Raw genomic sequence first — 25,426 nt, forward strand, 5'->3', positions numbered from 1 at the left:
GGAAAGATCCATGCACGGTTCAATCAAGCAGTTCGCACGCCATTGTCTCGCTGGTGCCTTGCTCTCGGCACTGGCACTCAACGCCCAGGCCAAAGCCTTGCCGGGGGCGCCGGCACCGTTCGACAAAGGTCAGGTACAGATCGCGCTGGTGGGTTATCTGTTCTCCGGGGATTTCCCTGAAGCCTACGTGCGCGGCGTCGAGAAACAGACCGAAGCGCTGGGCGCCAACCTGCGGGTGTTCGACGCCCGGCAACAGGCGGCCAGCCAGGGCGAAATGATCGATCAGGCCGCCGACCTTGGCGTCGACGGGATCATCGTGCAACTGGGTCTGGCGGAAACTCTCAAGGGGCCGATCGACCGTGCGTTGGCCAAAGGCATCAAGGTGGTTGCGTTCGACGTCGACCTGAACACGCCACAAGTGACTCAGGTTGAGCAGGATCACCACGCGCTGGCGCGTCTGGCACTCGATCAAGCAGTCAAGGACAACGGCACCCGTTTCGACGCCGGGTACGTCTACATCAGCGGTTTCACACCGATGGAACGCCGCGACGAGATCTGGAGCCAGGTCAAGGCGAGCAATCCGGGGATCATCGAAAAGGCTCGATTTGGCACGCTCAATCCACCGATTGCCAACTCGGTGGCCGATCAGGCCAGCGCCGTGTTGCGGGCCAATCCGGGAATCAGCGTGATCTTCGCGCCGTTCGACGAGTTCGCCAAAGGCGCGAAAATCGCCGTGGACGAGGCGGGTCTGAGCAGCAAGGTGAAGATCTACAGCGCCGATATTTCCACCGCCGATATCCAGATCATGAAAGAGCCGAACAGTGCCTGGGCCGCGACGGCAGCGGTCAATCCGCAAGTGGCCGGCGCGATCAGCGTGCGCAGTCTGGCGATGTTGATCGCCGGGGAAAATCCGGGGCACAAGGTGCTGGTTCCTCCGACCCTGATCACTCGCCAACAACTGCTGGATCTGGACGTGAAAAACGTGCGGGATCTGGGGCAGAAACTGCCGACCTTCGGTGATACCGCCAATGTGGCTCGGGCACCGTGGATTCCCGTGGCGAACTGAGGAACCGACATGCACGACAAGGCTGCGCGCCTGCGCAAAAGCCGTTCGCCGCAAGCCGATGTGGCGCTGGGCGAACGGCTGCCACCGGGGCAGGTGCTGACGGAGCGTTTCCCGATCCTGCACGAGGGCGAGGTGCCGGCGTATGACCTGGCGACGTGGTCGCTGCGCCTGTTCGGCACCTTGGCTAACCCGGTCGAGCTGACCTACGCCGATCTGCAAGCGCTGCCGCAACGCCAGTTGCAATGCGACATTCATTGCGTGACACGCTGGTCGAAGTTCGACACCCGCTGGAGCGGGGTGCACCTGCAGGATCTGTTGCAGGCCCTGGACATCCGGCCGACGTCGTCCTTCGTCATGGCCCACGCCGATCACGATTACCAGACCAACCTGCGTCTCGAAGATCTGCTGCACCCGGACAGTCTGCTGGCCACTCATTACGACGGTCAGCCGCTGACTGCGCAACATGGCTGGCCGCTACGTCTGGTGGTGGCAGGTAGGTACTTCTGGAAGAGCGCGAAATGGCTGCGCGGGCTCGAGTTCGTCGATCAGGAACAACCGGGCTTCTGGGAGCGCAACGGCTTTCATTTGCACGCCGATCCGTTCATTGAACAGCGCTTCAGCGGTGATGCGCTGGACATAGCCGAAGATGCCTGGCGGGAAAAGGATTTCGACTGACGGCATTTAACTTCGCGCCGAAAAAAATGCACAGATTAAAAACGTGCTCTACAACAGCGTGGCGTGAGTTTTTGTGCGTGATTAGTTGTTCGTTAGTTGGTTGTTCATGTTGTTGCGTAAACACAAGTGTTGCTCAGGCAACACTCCGTTCGCCGGGCATAACCTAAGCGTTATTGGTTCTTTTGCGGCGGGCGACCACTCATCTAGGATCAGTAAACAGGGGGTTCTACTAACTTTGGGGTTCTTGCGTTCTAACAGTCGATAGTTGTTCGACACACTTCGCTGCCTTTCTGAACATCAAAACTACAGCAGAAATTACCGTGCACTGATTGCCGACGCTTAATGATTCGGCAGCGGCCGGTTATTAACTGCGATTCAAGGAGCTGTCACATGATTCACCGTTCCCGTTCATTACTGGCTGTCGCTGTTGTCAGTGCGATCTGGCAACTTCCCGCACAAGCCGAAGACTCTTCTGCCCGCGCCGACGATGACACACGGCTGGGTACCGTGCTGGTCACCGGGACCCGTGGCACCGCCCGTACGGTGCTGGATTCACCGGTGCCGGTGGATGTGCTGACCGCCGAAGACCTGAAGACCGCCGGCGCCAGTGACGGCGAGTTGGGTCAGGCGTTGCAGACGCTGTTGCCGTCGTTCAGTTTTCCGCGTCAATCCAACTCCGGCGGTGCCGACCATGTGCGTGCCGCGCAGTTGCGCGGCATGAGCCCGGATCAGGTGCTGGTGCTGGTCAACGGCAAGCGTCGGCACACCTCGGCGGTGGTCAACGACTCGTCGAAAATCGGTCGCGGCACGGCGCCGGTGGATTTCAACTCGATCCCGATCAGCGCCATCAAACGCATCGAAGTGCTGCGTGACGGCGCCGGTGCGCAGTACGGCTCCGACGCGATTGCCGGGGTGATCAACATCATCCTCGACGACGCCCCCGAGGGCGGTGAAGTGTCCACCAGCTACGGCGCCTATCACACCCATCAGGACGCCATCGGCAAAACCACCACCGACGGCCAGAACAGCGTGACCACTGCGAAGATCGGCACACGCCTGGGCGAAGAGGGCGGTTTCATTCGCGGCGGCACCGAGTACAAGAATCGCAACCCGACCAACCGTGCCGGTTACGACGGTTTTGCCGACACACCGAACCAGCGCAACTACGTGATGGGAGACGGCATCGCGCGGGACGTCAACCTCTGGTTCAACAGCGAATTGCCGCTGGCCGGCGGCAAGGCTTATTCGTTTGGTACCTACAACCAGCGGCACACTACAGGTGCCGAGTTTTATCGCTATCCGTCCGAGCAGCCGCAGTTCTACCCCAACGGCTATTTGCCGCAGTCGATCGGCGACAACAAGGACATCTCCGCCACGGCCGGTTTCAAAGGCCTGATCGGCGACGACTGGGACTTCGACAGCAGCGTCACCCACGGTCGCAACCGTTTCGACGGGGCTACCCGGCGCACCCTCAACGTCAGCCTGGGCGAAGACTCGCCGACCCGATTCGACACCGGCGATTACGAGTTGCGCCAGACCACCGCCAACCTCGATTTCAGCCGTGAACTGCGGCTGGGCGGACGCTCCTTCGTCCTTGCGCTCGGCAGTGAATACCGCTACGAAAACTACCTGACTTACGCCGGTGACGAGGCCTCTTACATCGGCTCCGGCGCGGACGGCGCCAACGGTTTGCGCCCGAGTGAAGAGTCGGACCTGGACCGCAACGTGTTCGGCACCTACGCCGAATTGTCCGGTGATCTCACCGACCGTTTCTTCGTCGATGCCGCCACGCGTTGGGAGCATTACGACGACGCCGGCAGCAAACTCACCGGCAAGCTCAGTGGTCGCTACAAGTTGACCGAGCAGTGGGCGTTGCGCGGTGCGATATCGAACAACTTCCGTGCGCCATCGCTGGCGCAAAGTGGCTTCCAGAGCACCACCAGCAACTTCGGCGACGGCGGCACGCTCACCGACATTCGCGTGCTCTCGGTCAACGACCCGATCGCCCGTGCCCTCGGTGCGCAGAAGCTCGATCCGGAAACTTCGAAGAACTACAGCCTCGGCCTGACGTTCCAGTTGAACGAACGTTTCGACGCGTCGCTCGACGTGTTCCGCATCGACGTCAAGGACCGCATCACGCTGTCGCAACGCATCGGCAGCGACGCGCTGGAAAGCTACATCAATGACAACTTCGGCGTGGCGGGCGTCCACGATGTCAACTTCTTCACCAACGCCGCCGACACCAGCACCCACGGCGCCGAACTGGTGCTCAACTATCACCAGCCGTTCTACGAAGGGCAACTGGGCCTGACCACCGCGTACACCTACAACCACACCAAAGTCACCAGCACCAAGGGCACTCCGTCGCAACTGACCGCGTTGGGAATCGGCAACGATGCACTGGTCGGCGTCGAGGAAACCAACACCCTCACCGATGCGGCACCGAAGGATCGCTTCGTGTTTTCTGCCAACTGGGCCAGCGAACATTGGGGTTTGCTCGGCCGTCTGACTCGTCAGGGCGAGACCACCCGGGTGTTCGATTTCGGTGACTCGCAGCCTGAGCAAACCTACGGCGCGGTGTGGCAACTGGACGCCGAGGTGACCTACAAATTCACCCCGAAATTCAGCATCGCCCTGGGCGGCAACAACCTCACCGACAACTACCCGGAACGCTCCGGCTCGGCCATCAACTACGGCGGCAACCTGCCGTACGACGTACTCTCGCCGATCGGCACCAACGGCGCGTACTACTACGCCACCGCCACCTACGGCTTCTGAGCCTTTTCCGCCATGGATGGCGGATCATCAGCGGGAACCTTCATGACTCAAACCAATGGCCCCAAGCGGCATCTGCCGGTATTCCAGGCATTGCTGATCACGCTGGGCATGGTCATCACCACCGACATCCTCAAAACCGCGCCGACCGTTGCCTTGAACGTCGGGCCGGAACATTTCTATTGGGTCTGGGTCCTCGGCGGATTGGCGTCGATGGCCGGGGCTTTGTGCTTTGCCGAGATGGCCACCGCATTTCCGCACCCGGGCGGTGACTATCATTTCCTGCGCACCGCCTATGGCGAGCGCATGGGTTTCCTGTTCGCCTGGTCGCGCTTCTCGGTGATGCACACCGGGTGGATCGCGTTGTCGGCGTTCATGTTCGCCGATTATTTCAACGCGGTTTTTCCGCTGGGACAGTACGGATCGGGACTGTTTGCCGGCGCGATCATTGCCGCACTGGTGCTGCTGAATCTGACGGGCAAGCACATCGGTTTCATCACCCAGACCGTGCTGGTGGGGCTGCTTGCTGTGGGCTTTCTGAGCATTGCCAGCGCCGGTGTGTGGCTGGTGTGGCAGGGCGTCGAACCGCTGGCGCCGAGTGCGCCGGTCACACCTGAGCACACGGGGGCGGCAGGATTTTCCGCTGCGATGATCTTCGTGTTTCTGGCCTTCGGCGGCTGGAGTGATGCGGCGACGCTGTCCGCCGAAGTGCGCGATGGCCGACGCGGAATTTTCATTGCCATGCTCGGTGCACTGACGGTGTTGATGGCGATCTACCTGGCACTGAACTGGGCGTTCGTCCAAGGCCTGGGGTTCGAAGGCCTGGCCGCGAGCAGCGCGCCGGCGGTGGAATTGTTGAACCGCGCATTCGGTGCGCCGGGGGTGATGCTGATTCTGTTGATGGTCGGTATCGCGGCCATCGCCACCATCAATTCAACGCTGTTGGTCGGTGCCCGCACAACGTACGCCGCCGCCCGCGACGTGCCGCAACTGCGTCGCTTCGGTGAATGGGACGAACGCGATGGCGTGCCGCGCAAGGCCTTGCTGGCCGAGGGCGCGGTGGCGTTGTTGCTGGTGTTGTTCGGCAGTTTTACCCAGAGCGGTTTCAACACCATGGTCGAGTACCTGACGCCGGTGTACTGGTTGTTCCTGAGTTTGAGCAGCCTGGCGTTGATCATCCTGCGCAAGCGCTTTCCCGAAGTGCCACGGCCGATCAGGGTGCCGCTTTATCCGATTTTGCCGCTGCTGTTTTTCGGGTTGTGCGTGTACATGTTGTATTCCAGCGTGACGGTGGTGGGGGTGGGGGCGTTTCTGGGGATTGGGGTGTTGCTGGTGGGCGCGCTGTTGCTGGCGGTGTTGAGCCGCCTGGTGTCGACACCTCGGCAAGCTCTGCAGCGCACCAGCGATTAGAACGATACCTGCGCCGGTTGTGACAAACGCAGTACCGACAGATCCCCTGTAATCCGTTTGTAAGCCAGACGAATCGCCTCGATGTCGCTCTCACGCTTCGGGCTGCCTTCGTGCAGGATCACAATCACCTTGGTCGCCAGCCGCTCAGGCGTTTTCGCATCGTGGTCCTTCCACTGCCCATAGGCATCGAACACGCTGAAACCGTCCGGGAACCGCGTCGTCACTTCCTGATCGAGAAACTCGCGCCAGCGCGCCGGGCTCACCACTCCTTTCTTGCCATCAATCGGCCCCACCGAGAAGTACAACTCGGTGCGCACCCACTGCGCCTGCGCCGGGCGTGTGGCATCGCCTTGCAGGGTTGAGCTGGCGGGGTCTTTGGTATGTACGGAAACAGGAGGAGGGCTGGCACAACCGGCGACCGCCAGGAACAGTGCTGCCATCAGGAAACGTTGCGGCATGGAACTTCCTTATTGTTAAGAACTGTCCCGAATTATAGGAGGAGGTGGTAATAGCAATAAAAGATTAAAAAGTGTATCGATCGTTAACTAATGGAATAAGCAGATGGTGTGAAAATAATTCCCGCTGGTTAGAACGATTATTTCTTTAAGTTATTTACTTGGTTTTGGATCGCATATCCAAAACGTTCAAAAACCTGTTCTTGCATTTGATAGATCTGTCATTGCGTCTACTCTGCTGCTGCAACGGTTCAACGCGCACGGAATGCTGCACTTGAAGCGTTTGAACAGCACTTTTTGCTGCTCGATGGGCAGCTTGTTCCGGTTTGGCCAATCCTTAGAATCCGCTCCATCAACTTCTCATCCAGTTCTTAATCCTCAGGGAGCTTCACCATGATGAACGCCATGCAGATGCAAATGCCGATGAACGCCAACATGCCGATGATGCCAATGACAGGCATGCCGATGATGATGGCGACCATGTCCTGTGAAATGATGGACGACGGCATGATGTGCAAGATGATGCCGGCCGCCGGCATGGACATGGCGATGTTCAAGAACAGCTGCGAAATGATGCAGATGATGATGGACTGCGGCATGCCGATGATGATGCATTGCGGCAACATGAGCATGATGTGCATGTCCCAGGCGGCCATGGCCATGCCGATGATGAACATGATGATGCCGATGCCGATGATGGGCATGCCGATGCCTTCGATGAAGTGCGTGATGGAATGCACCATGATGGCCGACTGCATGATGTGCAAAATCATGCCGATGCCGGGCATGAACATGGACATGATGAAAAACTGCTGCGCCCTGATGATGAAGATGATGAACGACTGCAGCATGCCGATGATGATGAGCTGCAACGGCATGCCGATGATGTGCTGCACCTGCTGATTTCTGATCGCGCATGAAAAAGCCCCTGCAGCTTGATGCTGCCGGGGCTTTTGCATTTCTGGAATTCGGTGAAGGCGTTTGTCAGTCCAGACGTTCCGGGTAGGTCACCACGAGATACGCCACCGCCTCACTGTCAGCCGGATTGCGATAGCGGTGCGGCTGGTCGGCGTAGAACAGGATCGAGTCACCGGTCGACAGCAGATAACGCTCGTCGTTGACGCTGATCTCCAGCACGCCCTGTGACACCACCAGATTTTCCTGCACACCGGGGCCGTGGCCCTCGGAGTGATCCTCACCCAGGGGGCTCAGGCGTAATTCGTAGAATTCCGATTGGCGCGCCACATCGAACGGAAACAGCGCCCGACTGACAAATGCACCGCTGGCACTCACCAGCCGTTTGCTCTGACTCGCCGACAACACGGCCACACCTTCGAACGCACGGTGCTCCAGAAACGCCGCCACCGACACTTTCAAACCCTTGGCAATTTTGCACAGCACCTTGATCGACGGCACGCTGCGGCCGGACTCGATCTGCGCCAGCATCGCCCGGCTCACGCCGCACTGGCGGGCGAGGGCATCCAGCGACAGATGCCGCTTGCCACGCAGGCGTTGCAGGTTCTGCGCGACGCGCTCGCAGATCGGGTCTTCTTCCAGTGATTCGAGGTTGTTCAGATCCAGCACGGGTTCGTCGGCGCTCGCCAGAAAGCGCGAAGGTTCACGTGCGTTCACGCTTGACGCGGCTCGTCGGAACGAGCGGCCTGCACCCACTGAAAAGCCTGGTAGCCGGCGTTGCGCGCATACATTTCCCACATGGCCCGGGCCCGTTGCTGAGCTTGGCGGCGTTTGCGGTAGGCGGCGAAGTCGATCAGGTTGTCGGTTGGATTCATGGCGCACTTCACTGTGATCAATGACGGGATGAGCTGAGAGTACGCCGATATTTTTATAACGATAAATACTGATTTTGTATTTATTAATTCTTTTAGGTTATTTAATCAGCGCCCCTCATGCTGCTTGCGATAAGCCCCCGGTTGCACCCCCACCGACTTGGCAAACGCCCGTGTGAACGCGGCAATCGACTGATAGCCCACTGCAGCGCAAACCTGCTCGACCGTGTGATTGTTCTTCAGCAACTGGCAGGCATGGCGGATGCGCAGCGCCAGCAGTACCTGCCCTGGCGACTGCCCTGCGAGTTCGTTGAAGCGCTTGAAGAACGCCGAGCGCGAGAGTCCGATGCAGGCCGCCATGCTTTCCAGTGACCACGGCAGTTGGGGTTGCTCGATCAGTCGGTCCAGCAGCGGCGCGAATTGCGGATTGCGCGCCAGCGCTACCAGACCGCCGAGTGACGGGTTGTCGGCCATCTGTTGGCGCAGTACATACAGAAACAGCAGGTGACTCAGCCGCTCCAGCAGCGCCGAAGAGGGCGTCGGCTGGCGTTCGCATTCTTCCAGGATCAACTCGAACAAGGCCCGCGCCGCACTCGAGGAAGGATCCCCCGCTCGCAGGACGATCCAGTGCGGCAAGCCTTCGATGATCAGCGACGACAGCCCTGACTTGAAGTGGAAGAACCCGCAGACCAGCCCGACGCCATCCTCTGCCTGGCTGTCCAGAGCCGTCATGGTCATGCGCGGCAAGGTCTGCGCGATGCCTGAGTCTTCAGCGCTGGACAGCCGATAGTTGAGGTCGCGCAGCAGGAACACCGCATCGCCGGCATTCAGGCGTAAGGCCTGAGTCTCGCCCTCGATGTGCAGCCAGCAATGGCCCTGCACGATCAGGTGAAAACTGGCCCGCGCCAGGCGATGCGTGCTGGCGTGCCAGCCGCCGCAATAGCGGCCGACATGGAACAGGCTGGCGTCGAGTTCGAGACTCTCTAATAACCAATCAACCAGTGGGCTGGACGAAATCATCTAATGGAAACACTCAGGAGCAAGTAATCGCTACTTTAGAATATGGATCGGAATTCTTATAACCAACAGACTGGCCCGACATCCCAATAGCAGGAGTCCAGCCCATGTCACGCGTCACACTACACACCTTGCAAAGCGCGCCCGAAGCGGCCCGGCCGTTTCTTGAGAATGCACAGAAGAATTCCGGTTTCATTCCGAACCTGCTGGCCGTTCTGGCCAACGCGCCGGCCGCGCTGGAAACCTACGTTACGGTATCGGCGCTCAATGGCAAAGCCGAGTTGAGCCTGGCCGAGCGCGAAGTGGTGCAGTTGATCGCAGCGACTAACCATGGATGCGATTTCTGTGTCGCAGGTCATACCGCCGTCGCGCTGAACAAGGCAAAACTGCCGCAGGAAGTGGTCAGCGCATTGCGTGAGCGGGCGACCGTTCCCGAGCAAAAGCTTGAGACGCTGGCGGCGTTCACCCGTGAAGTGATCGCCACCCGTGGCAACGTCAGTGAGCAGACCTACAACCAGTTCAAGGCCGCCGGTTACACCGAAGGCAACGCGCTGGAAGTGATTCTCGGCGTGAGCCTGGCGACCCTGTGCAACTTCGCCAACGTGTTCGCCGATACGCCGCTCAACCCGGAGCTGGCGCCGTACCGCGCGTGACCGGCGGATCGATTCAGGCAGCGTGGTCTATGGTTGACGCTGCGTACAAGGAGAGAAACGACATGCTCGATCCGGCATTGAGTCAATGGCTGGACAACCACGCCCAGGCCCTGGACCTGGGCGACAGCGATCCGCAGCAAGTGCTGACGCAACTGGCGGCGGCCGATGTCCTGCGGGTCGGTATCAGCCCGTCATTGGGCGGCAGCGGCGGCGACATCAGCGACGCCGTGGAAGTGTTGGCCGAAGTGGCCAGTCATTCGCTGGCAGCGGCTTTCGTGTTCTGGGGCCAGCGGGCGTTTATCGAATACCTGCTGCAGAGCCCGAACGTGGCACTGCGCGAGCGGCTGTTGCCCTCGTTGAGCAGCGGCGAGCTCGCCGGCGCGACTGGGCTGTCGAATGCGATGAAATTCCTCTCGGGTATCGAAGCCCTGCAAGTGCGCGCCCGCACCGAGGGCAGCGGCTGGAGCCTCGGTGGCCGGTTGCATTGGGTGACCAATCTGCGCAAAAGCGGCTTCGTCGTCGCCGCTGCGATTGAGCACGAAGAGGGCGGCTCACCGTTTGTGCTGGCGATTCCCGGCGAGGCCACTGGTGTGTCGCGTTCGGCGGATCTGCAACTGATGGGCTTGCAGTCGAGCAACACGGCGGCCATCGATTTTGCCCAGGTGCAGGTCGGTCGCGAGTGGTTGCTGCATGACGATGCGCGGGCGTTTTTGCCGGCGGTGCGTCCGGCGTTTCTCGGCTTGCAATGTGGTCTGGCCATCGGTCTGGCGCGGCGCGCCTTGAGCGAAGTGCAAAGCCATTTACAGGACGGTCGCTCGATCCTGCTGGAGCCGCTGCACGAACAGCGCGAACAGTTGCAACAAACGGTGGAGCAACTCAAACAGGGCCTGCTCGATGGCCGCTTCCTGGCAAGGCCCGCTGCGTTGTTCCAGCTGCGCATCGCCCTTGCCGAATCGGCGGCCAGCGCGGTGCAACTGGAGTTGCAGGCCAGTGGCGGCAAAGCCTATCTGACCGAACATGGCAGCGGGTTCGCCCGGCGCTGGCGCGAGTCGGCGTTCGTGCCGATCGTCACGCCGAGCCTGGTGCAATTGCGCGCCGAACTGCAACGGCAGAAGCGGGAAGCGGCGGTATGACTCAGCCGTTGCTGCATGCCCGCGACATCAGTCTCGGCTATCCGCGCGCCGAGGGCTGGCACACGGTGCTGGAGGCGTTTGACTTGCAGTTGCAGCCGGGTGAAGTGGTGTCGATCCTCGGCCCCAGCGGCGTTGGCAAGTCCAGTCTGTTGCGGGTGCTGGCGGGGTTGCAACCGGCGCAGCGCGGCAGCGTCAGCCTGCTCGGTGAACCGCTGAGCGGTCCTCATCCACGGGTGGCGGTGGCGTTTCAGGACCCGAGCCTGTTGCCCTGGCTGACGCTGGAAAAGAACGTGGCGTTCGGCCTCGACTTCGCCCGTCAACCGCACCTGAGTGCCGAGCAACGCAAGGCACGGGTCGACCACGCCATCGCCGCTGTCGGCCTGGAACACGCCCGGCAGTTTCACCCGGCGCAGTTGTCCGGCGGCATGGCCCAGCGCACTGCACTGGCCCGGTGCCTGGCACGGCAGCCGCAAGTTCTGTTGCTCGACGAACCGTTCGGTGCGCTGGATGAAATCACCCGCGCCGACATGCAGCAGCTGTTGCTGCAACTGATCGCCGAACACAACACCGCAGCGCTGCTGATCACTCACGACATTGACGAAGCCCTGCTGCTTTCCGAGCGGATTCTGCTACTGGGTAACAGCCCGGCGCGGATCCTCGGCGAATGGCGCGTCGACCTGCCTCAGCCCCGCGCCGAGCTGGTGGACGAACTGGGTGCGCTGCGTATCGATATCCTCAAAACCCTTCGGCGGGCGAGCCGCAATCCACTTACCCCACCTTTGCCCGAACCGTCGGAGATTGATCATGTGCCTGGACGACTTCACTCACACACGTCGTGACTTCCTTAAGCTCAGCGCCTTGCTGACCGCAGGTGGCGCACTGCCGCTGCTCAACAGCCTCAATGCCCGCGCTGCGTCGGAGCCGAACGCGCCGGTGCGCATCGGCTACCTGCCGATCACCGACGCCACGCCATTGCTGGTGGCGCACAACAACGGGCTGTTCGAAGCCGAAGGCATCCAGGCCGAGCGCCCGGTGCTGTTGCGCAGTTGGGCGCAGGTGATCGAGGCGTTCCTGTCGGGGCAGGTCAACGTGATTCACCTGCTGTCGCCAATGACCGTCTGGGCCCGCTACGGCAGTAAGGTGCCGGCCAAGGTCGTGGCCTGGAACCATGTCGGCGGCTCCGGCCTGACTGTGGCCCCGGGGATCACCGAGGTCAAACAACTGGCCGGGCAAACGGTGGCGATTCCGTTCTGGTATTCGATCCACAACGTGGTGGTACAGCAGTTGTTTCGCGATCACGGACTGCTGCCGGTGAGCAAACCGGCAAGTGCCGCGCTGGCCGCCAACGAGGTCAACCTGGTGGTATTGCCGCCCTCGGACATGCCGCCGGCACTGGCCGGCAAACGCATCGCCGGTTACATCGTCGCCGAGCCGTTCAATGCGCTGGCCGAAGAACTCAAGGTCGGGCGGGTGCAGCGTTTTACCGGCGACGTCTGGCGCAATCACGCTTGCTGCGTGGTGTTCATGCACGAGCAGGATCTGAACAACCGCCCCGAGTGGTCGCAGAAAGTGGTCAATGCCATCGTCAAGGCGCAACTCTGGACCCGCGACAACCGCGCCGAAGCCGCGAAGCTGTTATCCAGGGACGGCGACAACCGCTACACGCCCCATGCCCAGACCGTGTTGAACCGCGTACTGGCGCCGGCCGCCGCAGATCGCGAGCAATACCTGACCAGCGGCGCAATCCAGCACAGCCATTGGGACGAGCAGCGCATCGACTTCCAGCCGTACCCGTTCCCCAGCTACACCGAAGAACTGGTCAAGCGCCTCAAGGACACGTTGATCGAAGGCGACAAGGGCTTCCTCGCCAGCCTCGACCCGCAGCACACGGCCAGGGATCTGGTGGACGACCGCTTCGTGCGCAACGCCATTGCAACGGTCGGCGGGATGAAGGCGTTCGGCTTGCCCGAAGGCTTTGAGCGCAGCGAGGAGTTCAGTCTCTGATGAGCAAGTCGAGTTCACCCATCGTCCACGGGTTGCTGGGCGCGGCAGGATTGCTGGGGTTGTTGCTGCTGTGGTGGTTGGGGGTGCATCTGGCCGGTGGGGACGATGGTCTGGCGGCGCGGTTTTCGCCGCAGGCGACTCTGGCCAGCCTTGTTGAGTTATTAGGGCGGGCCGAGCTCTACGAACATGTGCTGGTCAGCCTGAAACGGATCGTGGTCGGCTTGCTGCTGGCCTTGCTGATTGGCGTGCCGCTGGGGCTGATGATCGGCAGCTACCGGCATCTCGAATCGGCGACCACACCTGCCTTTCAGTTCTTGCGAATGATCTCGCCGCTGTCGTGGATGCCGGTGGTGGTCATGCTGATGGGCGTGGGCGATCAACCGATCTATTTCCTGCTGACCTTCGCCGCGATCTGGCCGATCCTGCTGAACACCGCCGCCGGGGTACGCCAGCTCGATCCACGCTGGCTGCAATTGAGCCGCAGCCTCAGTGCCACGCGCTGGGAAACCTTGCGCAAAGTCATCCTGCCCGGCGTGCTCGGTCACGTGTTGACCGGGGTTCGGCTGTCGATCGGGATTCTCTGGATCGTGCTGGTGCCGTGCGAAATGCTCGGTGTCAGCGCAGGGCTGGGCTACTTCATCCTCGACACACGGGATCGGCTGGCGTACTCGGAATTGATGGCGATGGTGCTGTTGATCGGTGTACTCGGATTTGCCCTTGATGCGCTGGCTCGAGGACTGCACCGGCGCTGGGCACCGGCCTGAACATCGAATGGCTGCTCAGGCCGGGACCGATCACTCAAAGACCTTGAGGGACCATTTTTTCTCCCAGCCTTTTCCGGAGAAGTGAAGGGGTACAAACAGTCCGTAAGTCTGCAGATACGCGTAGGTGATCGTGCCGTCACCGATGATGTCGTTTGCGCCAGTGCAACCGATGATTTTGGCAGTACCGGTCCAGGACGGATAAAGCTCGTTGGCAGCCTTTTGTTCCTTGACGTCGCAGTTGAACTGTTTTTCGATCAGCGGCTTGGGCTCCTCGTACCACTTGTGAGGCCTTTGAATCGTGTAACTCAGATGCGCGCCGAGCGGCATGGTCGCCCAGTCGCCGGTGAACCTGAGATCGGTGAGGCCTTCTTCCTCTGTTTCCAGAGGTCTTTTATAAGCAAACGTGGATTTGGCGAGGGGGATCAATCCGCGAAAACTCAATTCGACCGACTGATGCAGATCGAAGCCTGAACGTTCGGTCAGTTGGCTGCCCGCCCTGGCCGGAAGGAATTTATTCATCGGCCCCATGCGTGGCGGCTCGCTTGGCTGGCCTTGGGAAGTAATGACCGTTGACTGGCGCAGACGAACGACGCTTTTTTCCGGCTCGGGCATCTTCAAGGCTTCGATGGCCTGCTTGACGGTTGGCGCCAGCTCGGGCTCCGGCAACACAAAGGGCTTCAGCTCACGGCCGGTGAAAAGTCTGAGCTGATCCAGCGCCAGCGGCCTGGTACAGACTTGTTGAAAGATCCGGCGCTGATCATCGTCGAGATTTTTCAGGTCAACCGGTTCGATCGTGGTTTTCAACTCCCCACCCAGCAATTGGCCATATCTGTTGAGCTGGAACATGCTGAGTGGAGTCAGTCGCTGCGAGACGCAGTCGGCTGTCCAGCGTTGCCGGACCTGTGAATACAAGGAAGACGAGCCTGGCGTCCGTATCTCGGCAGGTAGCACCCGGGCTGACCAGAACGTCACGGAATTACCGTCTGCTTTCAGGTTGGCCTGGTCGATCATTTGCCAGACTTGATCTTCGGCTGTCGAAAACACTCGCCATTGTGGTGTTGCGGTCTGGGCGCATGCGTCTTTGAATTGATTGCTGTGCAGGTATTGGCTCTTTTGCTTGTCTGGCAATTGTCTACGATCGCTGGCGCCCCGGCGTTCAGTCGTGAGTACCACGAGCCCGGATTTGGTCGCGTAGCCCATTTGTGCATCCGGTCGATGGCAGTCCGCATCAAATCGCGCGATGTAATTCAGCTTTCCGTTCGCGGGAGATGTCACAAAATAAGTGACGATGTCGGCCTCGCGCACGATCGAGTTGGGGGTGGGGAGCCCCTTCAGGGCGTCATCAAAGATCTCGAATGCAATCGGAGGCGGCTTGGGGGTTGTGTCTATGCCATAGAGCGACTGGCAACCGGACAGTGCTACAACCAGAAAAATCGGGGATAAACGTTTGAGATGATAAATCGTGGCGTCCATGCGGAGTCTGCTGAGGATTAAAATGGTGGCATATTAGCATTATCCCTTGCCATCACTGACGCCTGCCAGCGATCACCTGTTCCAGTCAGCAGGTCTGGAACAGGTGAGAGGGCAAGTTTGCTGCCTGTCTCTTACTGGCTGGCGTTCAACACAATCCGATACCGTGCCTTGCCACTGCGCAAATGATCGATGGCTTCGTTGACCCGGCTCATCGGAAATTCCTCAACCTGCGGCAGGATCTGATGCCGCGCGCAGAACTCCAGCATGGTCGCCGCCGTGGCAGGCGAGCCCACCGGTGAGGCGGACAAGGATTTTTGCTGGGGAATCAGGTTGAACACGTGCACCGGAATTGCGTCGGGCACGATACCGACGAAGTGCAGCCGGCCTTTGCCGCGCAGGGTGGCGAGCATTGCCGTCCAGTCGAGGTTGGCGTTGGCGGTGATCAGCAGGAAATCCAGAGTACCGGCAATCGCTTTCAAGGCATTGCTGTCGGTGGAGGCGACGACCTTGTGGGCGCCGAGGCGCTTGGCTTCGTCCTGTTTGCTCAGTGACGAGGTGAATGCCGTGACGTCGCAGCCCCAGGCATTGAGGAAACGCAGCGCCAGGTGACCGAGACCGCCGATCCCGACGACACCGACCCGGTCAGTGGGTTTGATGCCAAATTCCACCAGTGGGTTGAACACCGTGGAGCCTGCGCAGAACAGCGGGCCGGCGAGGGCAGGGTCGATGTTGTCCGGGAGCTTCAGCGCCCAGGCCCAGTGAGTACGCAGTCGATCGGCGAAACCGCCGTGGCTGCCGATGATCGTGGGTTTGGCGGTCGCGCAAAGGTGATGAGAGCCGCCGATGCAGGACGAGCAATGCATGCAGCTGCTCTTGTACCAGCCGATGCCGACCCGTTGGCCGACTTCGAGGCCGCGGACCTGCGGGCCTGCACGCACGATGCGGCCAACCACTTCGTGACCGGGAATGAACGGGTACTGGCTGATGCCCCAGTCGTTGTCGATCAGCGACTGGTCGGAGTGACAGACGCCGCAATATTCCACGGCGACTTCGACTTCTTCATCCCCGAGCGGACCGGGATCGTAACTGTAGCGCTCCAGTGGTGCGCCGGCCGATGTGGCGGCCCAACCGGTAAACGTCGTCGGTTCGGTGTTATTGCTCATTGGACACCTCCAGGTCTGGCGACAGGGCCATGGCGGCCCGGTGCTGCGGGCGCAGCCTGAAGAGTCTAGCGGGTCATCGGGCGATCGCTAGAGCCAGGTGGCGAGCACGCGTCGGTCCAGTTCTTCCCAGTCCGCCATGCCCAGCACTCGTGTGGTATTGAGCCCGCGCAGATAGCCGCGCAATTGATTGGCGACGGCCCGCACCGACTCCGAATCGTCCGCTGACTGGCACAGCACGGTTTCGTATTCGACGAGGTATTCGGCCACCCGGTCGCGGAATTCGGGCAGCACGGCATCGCGGATCAAATCAAAGGTTCGCACGGATAATCCTCATTTGTTTTCGTTGTGATCGAGTGTGCAGCAGTCTGCACGCTGCGCAACTATTGGTTCAAGTAATAGTGACCATCAAGAAACGCAAGTTCTGCTTTGCGGCCGACAGGCGGAAAATCGCCTCCATCGAAGACGCTGCTGAAGGAATTTGCGCGATGAAGACATTGACCCGACTGGCTGTAGTCGCCCTGCTGATGGGCGGGGTGGCCGTGACCGCACCGACTTACGCAAGCGACGCCGGTACGTGCCATTTTCTGCCCATCGCCGGTGCCAGCAGCGGGCTGCAGCATTCGCAAACCGTGGGTGTGCTGTACAGCGAAAACACGCTGGAGAACCAGCAATACCTGGAGCGTTATCACGACGTGGCGGTGAATGGTGCCAAGGATGCGCTCGATGCGCGGATCCGCGACGCCTTCGTCAACAGCTCCGATCCGGAACTGGCCATCGACTGGTTGATGAGTTCGCTGCAACAGCAATTTCTCTCGGTGACCGTCTACGACAATCTCGATTCATTGGTGCAAGCCCATCCGGATGTGGTGGTGATGCTCGACACCCACAACCGTTTGCTGACGCAACGCAACAGCCAGGTCGAAGCACGGTTCGCCGCACGCTTCTACGACGCCAACCTGCAATACATCGGCAAGGCGGAAGGCGCAGTGCAAAAGCAGATGCCTTCGGTGTGGGTCCACAACAAGGCAGCGCCCGAGATCGCAGCGCAGATTGAACAGCAACGGGATCTGCAATTCAGTGCCCTGAAGCAGTTCGATGACTCGCTCAAAGCCCTGGTGACTGCTGGCTGAACACCCAAATCAAAAATCGCAACGGCAGCGCCCGTGACGCTGAACGTTGCTTGAGAACCGAACCGTTTATTTTCAGGATTTTATCCATGCGTGCTTTTTTTATCCCTGCCATGGCGTCTGCCACTTTGTTGCTGACTGCTTGCGCCTCCGCACCGAACGACCCGACGCTGACCTTGCAGACCCACAAGACACCCGCCCAGTACGCCGAATGCGTTGTGCCGAAGTTGCAGCATGGTGCAATGAACCCGACGGTCTCGCAGACCCAGCGCAGCTACCGGATCGTGGTGCCGAGCAAAGTGTCGGCGGACAACGTGCTGGAAGCCTACAAGGCGCAAGACGGCGGCAAGGTGTTTTTGTACGAGCGCCACTTGCTGGCTTCAAGTTTCACACCGTCGAGTTTTGAACGGGCTGCCCAGGAGTGCCTGTAACGCCTGACGGTTAACGCTTTTGACGATGCTCCTTTGGTTGGCCGCAACCAACCAATTCCTTTGCCCCGCATTTTGCGGGGCTTTTTTTTGCCCGGCGTTTGGCGCAGTCGGCGCTACGCTGGAGAGCGGATAAGGTTTTTCGGGAGAGTAAGGAGATGAAGAAAGACAGCAGCGACTCGGCGGCTGAACAGCCTTCTGCACTGATCGACGCAAGAATCCAGGAACTGAACGACTGGCGTGGCCAGAAACTGGCCGAGATCCGCGCGATCATTCACGAGGCGGACCCGCAGGTCGTCGAGGAGTGGAAGTGGCGGGGCGTTCCGGTCTGGTCACACAACGGCATCATCTGCACCGGGGAAACCTACAAGGCTGTGGTGAAAATGACGTTTGCCAAAGGCGCGGTGCTGGAGGATCCCTCGGGACTGTTCAATGCCAGCCTGGAGGGCAATACCCGGCGGGCGATTGATGTTCACGAGGACGACAAAATAGATGCAAAGGCACTGAAAGCGCTGGTGCGTTCGGCGATTACGTTGAATACAAGGAAATGATTTGCCGTTGAGGCAGAGGTGAAGCGGGGGAGGGTGAAACGAGGAAAAAATGGCAGGGGCGGCTGGATTCGAACCAACGCATGGCAGGATCAAAACCTGCTGCCTTACCGCTTGGCGACGCCCCTGTAGCTATTGGTTTCAGTCCCGAGAGGACCTCTGCAACAGTGGGCGGCACTTTACCAGCGCTCTTGCGTTCTGGGAACCCCTGAAGCAAATAAATTTCATGGAAAACAGCTACTTATTTCCCGGAGCGGTTGAAACGGCCGGATTTTCAAGACTCCTGAGGGGGCCAAGCGCCCGAATCCTGCGGGCGCTTGAACCCGATTTCATACCAAAGTACTCGGCGCCACCCCCAGCAACCCCGTCAATGTGTTCATGATCGCCTGCTGACGGGCGCGGTCCGTCTGGTGCCTGGCTTCGGCGGCGGCGACGTCGGCGTGGCAATGCGGGCAGATCGATTCATGGGGGTGGATGTATTGCAGGCAGCTGCGGCACAGCGCCAGTTGCACGGGGATGCGTCCTTCCTCAGGGGATTTCTGGCCCTGATTGATCCAGGCGAGTTTGATCACCTGGCCGCTGTCACTGACGCTGCTGACGTGCTCGCCGGTGTCGATGCGTTCGGTGATCAGGTCAAAACGTCCGACCGCAAACGAACGCTGGGCGGCGTCTTCGACTTTGACGATACGCTCGCGCAAACCCTGTTTTTGCAGTTCCAGGGTGCGGTAATGGCAGTACGGGTTGTTGCCGGGTTTGCCCAGCAATGAGTGCGAAGTCCAGGTGCAGCCGCCCCGGCAGACATCGTTGTAATAGCAGCTGCGGCAGTAGCCCCACAGGTCGTCGACCGAGCGCAGGCGACCGAAGTGGATGCCTTCGCTGTAATGCCAGATATCGTGCAGGCTCATGTTGCGCACGTTGCCGCCGGAGAAACCGACGGTCGCCAGTGACGGGCAGCCTTTCACCGTGCCGTCGGCTTCGAGCGCCAGTACGGTCTGACCCGCCGCGCAACCGCTCCAGTGCACGCGCTCGTCACCGAAGCCACGCCACAAATGTTCGTAAGGGCCGTAATAACCGATGTTGTTGCCGACGTTCATCAGCAGGCCGCGATCCACGCCTTCGCGGTACAACCGCGCGAGCAGCGGCATCACTTCAAGCAACTGGTAGGGTTGCAGCAACAGTTCCGGGTGATCCACCGCATTGCCCATGGCCACGGTGATCTGGATCTGCCAGTGGGTGGCGCCGAGTTCAATGATCGTGTTCATCAGCTCCGGCAAATCAGGCAACGTAGCCGCGCCGATCTGGGTGTTGACGCTGACGGCCAGCCCGGACGCCTTGGCCCGGCGCAGGGTGTCGACAGCCTTGTCGAACGAACCGGGCACGTTGCGCACTTTGTCGTGCAACGGCGCGAGCCCATCCAGAGAAATCCCGACCCCGTTGAGGCCCGCATCGACCGCTGCCTGCATCTTCGCCGGCGTCAGGTTGCGTCCGCCGGTCTGAATCGCGCAGTACATGCCGTGGTCGTGGATGGCCTGGATCAGTTGCGTCCAGTCCTTGCGCAAATAGGCTTCGCCGCCGATCAGAGTGATCTCGCGGGTGCCGAGTGCGGCGAGGGAATCGATCACATCGAGGCATTCGCGGGTATTGAGTTCATCGGGGCGTCGATGCCCCGCGCGTGAGCCGCAATGCAGGCATTTGAGGTCGCAGGCCAGGGTGATCTCCCAGACCACGTGCACCGGCACGTAGCGTTTGAGATCGGTGTCATTGAGGTAGCGGGCAGGGCGGATGTCTGTCATGGGAGATCCTTGCGCACGGTCCTGTGCGCGGCACGATTGGACTGATCTCGATTCGCCGCAAGACCGGGCGAGGCCAGCAGTGACCTCGCCCGGGGCGTGCGGTTTAGCGTGCTTCCAGACGCGCGATTTCTGCGTTCAGATGCTCAAGGGCACTGCGTAACGCGCCTTGGTGGGCCAGTTGCTGCTCACCCTGTTGCACCACGGTTTTCAGCTGCGCCAGATCGCCACTGGTTTGCGCTTGCTGCACGGCCACGGCATACAGCGGCTGGAAGTGACGCTCGTGCGGTTGCGGCTCGATGGTCGGCGCCTGATGCACGGCGACGTGTTTCACCTGATGCCCGTCGTAGCTGTAATCGACAAATCCGCTTTCCCAGGTGCCATCAAGGATGCCTTTGAGATGAAAAGTCTCGGCGATCTGGCTGTACGGGCCGCTCGGGCTGCCGTCGAGGACGAGGACGATGTGATTCTCGACCGCCGAGGTCAGTTTGGCCTCGCTGTAGTCGCCCCAGACTCGCGCCCGGAAATTGACCGGCGGCCAGGTGCTTTGGAAGACACTGGCAACTCCGCTGACCTTTTTGCTGACGGTATTGACCAGCAGGTCGAGGGTCAGAACCGGCGCGCCGAGCAATGAATTGCTGGCGATGAGGCGGGTATGGAAAAGTCCGATCGACATGGTGTTACTCCCTAAAGTGAATGATGGATTCAGTGGTCGGCTCAGCGTGCCTGCAACCGGCTGATTTCCTTCTTCGCGGCTTCCAGTGCGCTCTGCAATTGCGGTTGCTGGTCCAGTTGCTGCTTGGCCAGCTTCGCCAGATTCTTCATCTGGGCCAGGTCGCCGCTGGCGATGGCGCTCTGGATAGGAGCGGCATACAGGGGCAGAATCGGCGGGTAATGCTGAATGATGACCGGGCCTGGCTCAAACGGTGGGAAGACCTTCGACTGCACTTCCGCCAGGTGCACAGGGACATTGTTGACCTCGACCCAGTGCGTGCCATTGAGGTATTGGTAATTGGCGATACCTTCTTTCCAGTCAGTACCGACCACCAGACGAATCTTGAAGTTGATGATGGAGTTGGAGCCGTGGCCGCCATGATTGCCTTCGGCGGTTATCAGGATTTTGCTGACGCCGGGCTTCATGACGGTCAGGTAGGTGTACTCGCCCCACACATCAGAGTGGATATCGAGCGGCGGGTTGGTCGCTTGAGTGACGGTGGCGCCGCCGCTGACCTCATGCTGCGGCGTGGACACCAACAGGTTGAGCAACAGACTTTGCGCGCCGGGCAGCCCCGTACCAATGCGGTAACTCAACGGGAACAAGCCGACATTTTGCTGAGTAGCTGACATAGTGATTGCCTCCATTGCAATGTGGGAAATGGCCTTAGTGTTTTTCCAGACGGGAAACTTCTTTGGCCAGTTTTTCGTACGCGGTTTGCAGCTCTTTCGCTTCCGGCTTCGTCGAATCGCGCTGTTTCAACAAAGTCTTCATCTGTTGCAGATCGCCTCCCGTGATAGCGCTCTGGATGGCGACGCCGTAAGGCGGCATGTTGTGTTTTGAGCCAGTCATATCGAGGGTTTCCTCGTGGTGGTTGCCAAACGTCCCCTTCAGGCGAGGGGAGCCTTCCCTGACAGGCAGGCGACAGCCAACGGCAAGAACGACTGGCGACAGTGGTTCCCGGCTACGTGAACGCCTGATCCGTCTGGATCCGGTGGAGCGGGTCAGTTGATTCGCGCGGGTTCGAGGTCTTTGTCTCGACTCACGCGCAGGCGTCGTCAGCCAAAACCGTCAGGCCTCGCGGCGGGCGTCAGTAATGAGGTTTGCCGGAACGGCAAAGGGGGGGAGTTCACCTGTACGTTGGTCATCTTTCTGTCCTTGATAGAAAGCAACGAAACACAGGGATAGGTCGTAATAACCCGCAACCACAAAAACCATCCCTGATTTTTCTTCCAGTGCGGCTGATGGCGCCCATCGAGAGATGTTTGCCAAATGGCCAGCATATCGCCAGCCACGCAACCCTAGCCCCGTTTGTACGGGGCTGCCAGAAAAAGCGCCGAACGGTCATGGCCGCTGCTATCCTTCGCCGATTGCGAGATAAACAGTGGAAAAATTCGACCTGTGAACACGAATCGTGACCAATTTCCCTTGCCCGAAGACCTCAAGGTCTTCCTCACCGTCATCCGCAAGAACAGCTTCGCCAGCGCCGCCGATGAGTTGGGTTATTCGCCGGCCTACGTCAGCAAACGCATCGCGGTGCTCGAAACCACGCTCTCGACAAAGCTGCTGCACCGCACGACCCGGCGCATTGCGCTGACCGACGATGGCGAGCGGGTGCGGGTCTGGGCGGAAAAACTGCTGGGTGATTTCGATGACTTTCTCGGCGAGATTGCCCAGGCCCGGCACCAGCCGGCGGGTTCGCTGCACATTTGCAGCAGCTTCGGGTTCGGCCGCAATCACGTCGCGCCAGCGATCAGTGAACTGTCCCGAACGTGCCCGAAGCTCGACATTCGTCTGGACGTGTTCGACCGCGTGGTCGATCTGGTGGGCGAGGGCTTCGATCTGGAAATCCTCGTCGGCGATGACCTGCCGGGCCAGCATCTGGCGCGCAAACTGGTCAGCAATCGGCGAGTGCTGTGCGCCACGCCGGAGTACCTCGAACGCCGGGGTACGCCGCAATCGCTCGAGGACCTGAAGGATCACGATTGCCTGGTGCTCAAGGAGCGCAACAATTCATTCGGCATCTGGAACCTGACCCGCAACGGGCAAGAAGAGTCGGTACGGGTCAGCGGCCCGTTGTCCTCCAACAGTGGCGAAATCGTGATGGAGTGGGCCTTGAGCGGCGGCGGCATTCTGTTGCGCTCGATGTGGGACGTCAAACCGATGCTCGAACAGGGGCGGCTGGTGCAGGTGCTGGAGGATTACACCCAGAGCGCCAACGTCTGGGCGGTGTACCCGACACGGCTCAGCGAGTCGGCCAAATTGCGGGTGTGTGTGGAATTTCTCGAAGAGCATTTTCGCGACTTGTCGGTTGAATGAAACCGGGTGGTTCAGTGAACCGCCCGGTTTTTTGTTTTCAGCCCAACCAGGGATTTTCCGCGAGATGCCGCGCTTCAAAAGCGCGAATCTGCTCGGTGCGTTGCAGCGTCGTGCCGATGGCGTCCAGCCCCAGCAACAGTGACTGTTTGCGCAGCTCATCAATCTCGAAAGCGATCAATGTGCCGTCCGCCAGTTCGATGGTTTGCTGGGGCAGGTTCACGCGGATGTGCGCGGTCGCCGGAACGCTGATGACGTCGGCGATCTGTTTGAACTGCTCTGCATCAAGTTGAATCGCCAACACACCGTTGCGCTGGCAGTTGTCGTAGAAAATTCCGGCGAACGTGGTGCCGATCAGTGCCCGGATGCCGACCTGCTTCAAGCCCCACACCGCGTGTTCCCGGCTGGAACCGCAGCCGAAATTCGGGCCGGTCACCAGAAAAGCCGCTTCCTGCCAGGTGGGCTGATTGAGCACGAACTCGGGATCAGGCTCACCCGAGGCGAGAAAGCGCAGATCGAAAAACAGCCCCCGATCCAGCCCCTGACGATCAATGCCCTTGAGGAACTGCTTGGGCATGATCACATCAGTGTCGATGTTGGCAGCCAGGAACGGCGCGGCACTGCCGCTGATGATGGTGAAAGGTTGCATGGCTCAAACTCCCGGCGCGAAGGCGCGAACGTCAGTCAAATGTCCGGTGATGGCGGCTGTCGCGACCATTGCCGGGCTCATCAAGTGCGTGCGCGCACCCGCGCCCTGGCGGCCTTCGAAGTTGCGGTTGGTGCTCGATGCGCAGCGATCACCGGTTGCCAGTACGTCGTCGTTCATCGCCAGGCACATCGAGCAGCCTGATTGCCGCCACTCGAAACCGGCATCGAGAAAGATCTGCGCCAGCCCTTCGTCTTCGGCCTGATCGCGTACCAGCGTCGAGCCGGGTACGATCATCGCCCGCACGTGAGCCGCGACCCGCTTACCGCGCACCACGCGGGCAACGTCACGCAAATCTTCGATCCGCGCATTGGTGCAGGAGCCGATGAAAGCATGGCTGATCACCACTTCGTTCAGCGGCGTGCCGGGTGTCAGGCCCATGTAATCGAGGGCGCGTTGCAGACCCTGACGCAGAATCGGGTCGGGCTGGCCGGCCGGGTCCGGCACTCGTCCGCCGATCGGGGCGACCTGATCCGGGCTGGTGCCCCAGGTGACCATCGGTTCCAGCGCGGTGACATCTAGGCTGACTTCACGATCGAACACCGCGCCATGATCGCTGTGCAGGGTTTTCCAGCGCTCGACGGCCTGTTCCCAGATATCGCCCTTCGGTGCGCGCGGTTTGAGTTGCAGGTAGGCGAAGACCTTGTCGTCCGGCGCCATGAACGCACCACGGGCGCCAGCCTCCACGGCCATGTTGCAGATGGTCATGCGCGCTTCGACGCTGAGGTCGCTGATCGCCGGGCCAGTGAATTCGATCGCATAACCGGTGGCCCCTGAAGCGCCGATCTTTTCGATCAGGGCCATGATGATGTCTTTCGACGTGACGCCCGCACCGAGCTCGCCATTGACCGTTACGCGCAAGGTTTTCAGGCGTTTGTAGACCAGGGTTTGTGTCGCCAGCAGGTGCTCGATTTCCGAGGTGCCGATGCCAAAGCCGAACGCGCCCAGTGCACCGTAGGTGGTGGTGTGGCTGTCACCGGCCGCCACCACCATGCCCGGCAGAATGAAGCCTTGTTCCGGTGCCACGACGTGTTCGATGCCCTGGCGCTTGTCCAGCACATCGAACAGTTCGATGCCGAAGTCACGGCAGTTCTCTTCGAAATACGACACCTGCCGCGCACCGCCCGCGTCGGGCATGGTCGCAGTGCGTGTGGGCGCTGTAGGGTTCACATGATCGACCACCGCCAGCGTGGCAGCCGGGCGCCAGACCTTGCGCCCGGCGTCGCGCAAACCGCTGAAAGCTTGCGGGCTGGTGTATTCGTTGGCGACCTGGCGGTCGATGTAAAGCAGCACGTGGCCCTGATCGTCGAGGGTGCAGACCGTGTGACTGTCGATGTGTTTCTGGTACAGGGTTCTCGGGCTGGGCATGGCGTGGGCTCTTTTCTGTCAGGGGCAAAAAACGGCTACTGACAGAATATTGA

27 protein-coding genes and 1 tRNA gene are annotated in these 25,426 nt (G+C 60.4%); 14 read left to right on the forward strand and 14 right to left on the reverse strand.

What is annotated here, in order from left to right:
• Positions 1–10: 10 nt before the first annotated feature.
• The 4 genes from AC07N4_RS00090 to AC07N4_RS00105 all read left to right on the forward strand — a co-directional run bounded on the left by AC07N4_RS00090 (position 11) and on the right by AC07N4_RS00105 (position 5,926).
• Complete coding sequence (locus AC07N4_RS00090) at positions 11–1,066, forward strand: substrate-binding domain-containing protein (RefSeq protein ID WP_493064630.1); 1,056 nt, start codon at positions 11–13, stop codon at positions 1,064–1,066.
• Positions 1,067–1,075: 9 nt separating this feature from the next.
• Positions 1,076–1,741, forward strand: coding sequence for a sulfite oxidase-like oxidoreductase (locus AC07N4_RS00095; protein ID WP_096821629.1), 666 nt, complete (start codon positions 1,076–1,078; stop codon positions 1,739–1,741).
• 390 nt (positions 1,742–2,131) lie between these two features.
• Positions 2,132–4,519 (forward strand): TonB-dependent receptor, encoded by a 2,388-nt coding sequence (locus tag AC07N4_RS00100; protein WP_273538617.1) that lies wholly within the window; start codon positions 2,132–2,134, stop codon positions 4,517–4,519.
• Between the two features lie 42 nt (positions 4,520–4,561).
• Positions 4,562–5,926, forward strand: coding sequence for an APC family permease (locus AC07N4_RS00105; protein WP_493064631.1), 1,365 nt, complete (start codon positions 4,562–4,564; stop codon positions 5,924–5,926).
• Here AC07N4_RS00105 and AC07N4_RS00110 read toward each other — a convergent pair.
• Positions 5,923–6,384: a DUF3574 domain-containing protein gene (locus tag AC07N4_RS00110; RefSeq protein ID WP_493064632.1), complete on the reverse strand. Its 462-nt coding sequence runs from the start codon at positions 6,382–6,384 to the stop codon at positions 5,923–5,925. The genes AC07N4_RS00105 and AC07N4_RS00110 overlap by 4 nt on opposite strands.
• 390 nt (positions 6,385–6,774) lie before the next feature.
• Here AC07N4_RS00110 and AC07N4_RS00115 point away from each other — a divergent pair, with 390 nt between their 5' ends.
• Positions 6,775–7,284, forward strand: a complete 510-nt coding sequence (locus AC07N4_RS00115; RefSeq protein ID WP_244142466.1) for a hypothetical protein — start codon at positions 6,775–6,777, stop codon at positions 7,282–7,284.
• Between the two features lie 81 nt (positions 7,285–7,365).
• Here the strand turns inward: AC07N4_RS00115 and AC07N4_RS00120 are convergent, their stop codons facing one another.
• The 3 genes from AC07N4_RS00120 to AC07N4_RS00130 all read right to left on the reverse strand — a co-directional run bounded on the left by AC07N4_RS00120 (position 7,366) and on the right by AC07N4_RS00130 (position 9,188).
• Entirely contained in the window at positions 7,366–7,956 is a 591-nt protein-coding gene (locus AC07N4_RS00120) for a helix-turn-helix domain-containing protein (protein ID WP_173861382.1), read from the reverse strand.
• 53 nt (positions 7,957–8,009) lie between these two features.
• Positions 8,010–8,171 (reverse strand): hypothetical protein, encoded by a 162-nt coding sequence (locus tag AC07N4_RS00125; protein ID WP_170929559.1) that lies wholly within the window; start codon positions 8,169–8,171, stop codon positions 8,010–8,012.
• Positions 8,172–8,276: 105 nt separating this feature from the next.
• On the reverse strand, positions 8,277–9,188 hold the full coding sequence (locus AC07N4_RS00130) for a cupin domain-containing protein (protein ID WP_493064633.1): 912 nt from the start codon (positions 9,186–9,188) through the stop codon (positions 8,277–8,279).
• A 104-nt stretch (positions 9,189–9,292) separates the two neighbouring features.
• Between AC07N4_RS00130 and AC07N4_RS00135 the strand changes: the two genes are divergently transcribed.
• The 5 genes from AC07N4_RS00135 (at position 9,293) to AC07N4_RS00155 (ending at position 13,739) form a co-directional block, all read left to right on the forward strand.
• Positions 9,293–9,838, forward strand: a complete 546-nt coding sequence (locus AC07N4_RS00135) for a carboxymuconolactone decarboxylase family protein (RefSeq protein WP_096821635.1) — start codon at positions 9,293–9,295, stop codon at positions 9,836–9,838.
• Positions 9,839–9,900: 62 nt separating this feature from the next.
• Positions 9,901–10,971 carry an acyl-CoA dehydrogenase family protein gene (locus AC07N4_RS00140; RefSeq protein ID WP_493064634.1) on the forward strand — a complete coding sequence of 357 codons (1,071 nt, stop codon included), beginning with the start codon at positions 9,901–9,903 and terminating at the stop codon, positions 10,969–10,971.
• The gene (locus AC07N4_RS00145) at positions 10,968–11,810 is read left to right on the forward strand and encodes an ABC transporter ATP-binding protein (RefSeq protein WP_493064635.1); all 843 of its coding nucleotides are present in this window, start codon (positions 10,968–10,970) and stop codon (positions 11,808–11,810) included. The genes AC07N4_RS00140 and AC07N4_RS00145 overlap by 4 nt, the downstream gene beginning before the upstream one ends.
• A complete protein-coding gene (locus AC07N4_RS00150) occupies positions 11,776–12,975 on the forward strand; it encodes an ABC transporter substrate-binding protein (RefSeq protein WP_493064636.1) in 1,200 nt (399 codons plus the stop codon). Before AC07N4_RS00145 ends, AC07N4_RS00150 begins: the two co-directional genes overlap by 35 nt.
• Positions 12,975–13,739 carry an ABC transporter permease gene (locus tag AC07N4_RS00155; protein WP_273540868.1) on the forward strand — a complete coding sequence of 255 codons (765 nt, stop codon included), beginning with the start codon at positions 12,975–12,977 and terminating at the stop codon, positions 13,737–13,739. Before AC07N4_RS00150 ends, AC07N4_RS00155 begins: the two co-directional genes overlap by 1 nt.
• Positions 13,740–13,769: 30 nt before the next feature.
• Here AC07N4_RS00155 and AC07N4_RS00160 read toward each other — a convergent pair whose 3' ends face one another.
• The 3 genes from AC07N4_RS00160 to AC07N4_RS00170 form a co-directional block, all read right to left on the reverse strand.
• Positions 13,770–15,212 carry a YdgH/BhsA/McbA family protein gene (locus AC07N4_RS00160; protein ID WP_102621679.1) on the reverse strand — a complete coding sequence of 481 codons (1,443 nt, stop codon included), beginning with the start codon at positions 15,210–15,212 and terminating at the stop codon, positions 13,770–13,772.
• A 131-nt stretch (positions 15,213–15,343) separates the two neighbouring features.
• Entirely contained in the window at positions 15,344–16,375 is a 1,032-nt protein-coding gene (ahr, locus tag AC07N4_RS00165) for an NADPH-dependent aldehyde reductase Ahr (RefSeq protein ID WP_102621678.1), read from the reverse strand.
• Between the two features lie 87 nt (positions 16,376–16,462).
• Positions 16,463–16,696, reverse strand: coding sequence for a hypothetical protein (locus tag AC07N4_RS00170; RefSeq protein ID WP_102621677.1), 234 nt, complete (start codon positions 16,694–16,696; stop codon positions 16,463–16,465).
• Between the two features lie 164 nt (positions 16,697–16,860).
• Between AC07N4_RS00170 and AC07N4_RS00175 the strand changes: the two genes are divergently transcribed.
• From AC07N4_RS00175 to AC07N4_RS00185, 3 genes are all read left to right on the forward strand, one after another.
• On the forward strand, positions 16,861–17,505 hold the full coding sequence (locus tag AC07N4_RS00175; protein ID WP_102621676.1) for an ATPase: 645 nt from the start codon (positions 16,861–16,863) through the stop codon (positions 17,503–17,505).
• An 86-nt stretch (positions 17,506–17,591) separates the two neighbouring features.
• Positions 17,592–17,933, forward strand: coding sequence for a hypothetical protein (locus AC07N4_RS00180; RefSeq protein ID WP_096821644.1), 342 nt, complete (start codon positions 17,592–17,594; stop codon positions 17,931–17,933).
• A gap of 155 nt (positions 17,934–18,088) precedes the next feature.
• Complete coding sequence (locus tag AC07N4_RS00185) at positions 18,089–18,481, forward strand: DUF1801 domain-containing protein (RefSeq protein WP_102621675.1); 393 nt, start codon at positions 18,089–18,091, stop codon at positions 18,479–18,481.
• Positions 18,482–18,531: 50 nt separating this feature from the next.
• Here the strand turns inward: AC07N4_RS00185 and AC07N4_RS00190 are convergent.
• From AC07N4_RS00190 to AC07N4_RS00210, 5 genes are all read right to left on the reverse strand, one after another.
• Positions 18,532–18,606 (reverse strand) — tRNA-Gln (locus tag AC07N4_RS00190).
• A 201-nt stretch (positions 18,607–18,807) separates the two neighbouring features.
• Positions 18,808–20,271 (reverse strand): GDL motif peptide-associated radical SAM/SPASM maturase, encoded by a 1,464-nt coding sequence (locus AC07N4_RS00195; protein ID WP_493064637.1) that lies wholly within the window; start codon positions 20,269–20,271, stop codon positions 18,808–18,810.
• A 103-nt stretch (positions 20,272–20,374) separates the two neighbouring features.
• The gene (locus tag AC07N4_RS00200) at positions 20,375–20,944 is read right to left on the reverse strand and encodes a DUF1842 domain-containing protein (RefSeq protein ID WP_096821647.1); all 570 of its coding nucleotides are present in this window, start codon (positions 20,942–20,944) and stop codon (positions 20,375–20,377) included.
• A 41-nt stretch (positions 20,945–20,985) separates the two neighbouring features.
• On the reverse strand, positions 20,986–21,615 hold the full coding sequence (locus AC07N4_RS00205; protein WP_096821648.1) for a DUF1842 domain-containing protein: 630 nt from the start codon (positions 21,613–21,615) through the stop codon (positions 20,986–20,988).
• A 34-nt stretch (positions 21,616–21,649) separates the two neighbouring features.
• Entirely contained in the window at positions 21,650–21,835 is a 186-nt protein-coding gene (locus tag AC07N4_RS00210) for a DUF1843 domain-containing protein (protein ID WP_085708738.1), read from the reverse strand.
• Positions 21,836–22,384: 549 nt separating this feature from the next.
• Here AC07N4_RS00210 and AC07N4_RS00215 point away from each other — a divergent pair.
• Complete coding sequence (locus tag AC07N4_RS00215; protein WP_493064638.1) at positions 22,385–23,302, forward strand: LysR substrate-binding domain-containing protein; 918 nt, start codon at positions 22,385–22,387, stop codon at positions 23,300–23,302.
• Positions 23,303–23,339: 37 nt separating this feature from the next.
• Here the strand turns inward: AC07N4_RS00215 and leuD are convergent, their stop codons facing one another.
• Together leuD and leuC are read right to left on the reverse strand one after the other, a co-directional pair.
• Entirely contained in the window at positions 23,340–23,948 is a 609-nt protein-coding gene (gene leuD, locus AC07N4_RS00220) for a 3-isopropylmalate dehydratase small subunit (protein WP_493064639.1), read from the reverse strand.
• Between the two features lie 3 nt (positions 23,949–23,951).
• The gene (gene leuC, locus AC07N4_RS00225) at positions 23,952–25,373 is read right to left on the reverse strand and encodes a 3-isopropylmalate dehydratase large subunit (protein WP_493064640.1); all 1,422 of its coding nucleotides are present in this window, start codon (positions 25,371–25,373) and stop codon (positions 23,952–23,954) included.
• Between the last annotated feature and the right edge of the window lie 53 nt (positions 25,374–25,426).

It is taken from the genome of Pseudomonas sp. GW821-FHT09E04 (assembly GCF_059416185.1).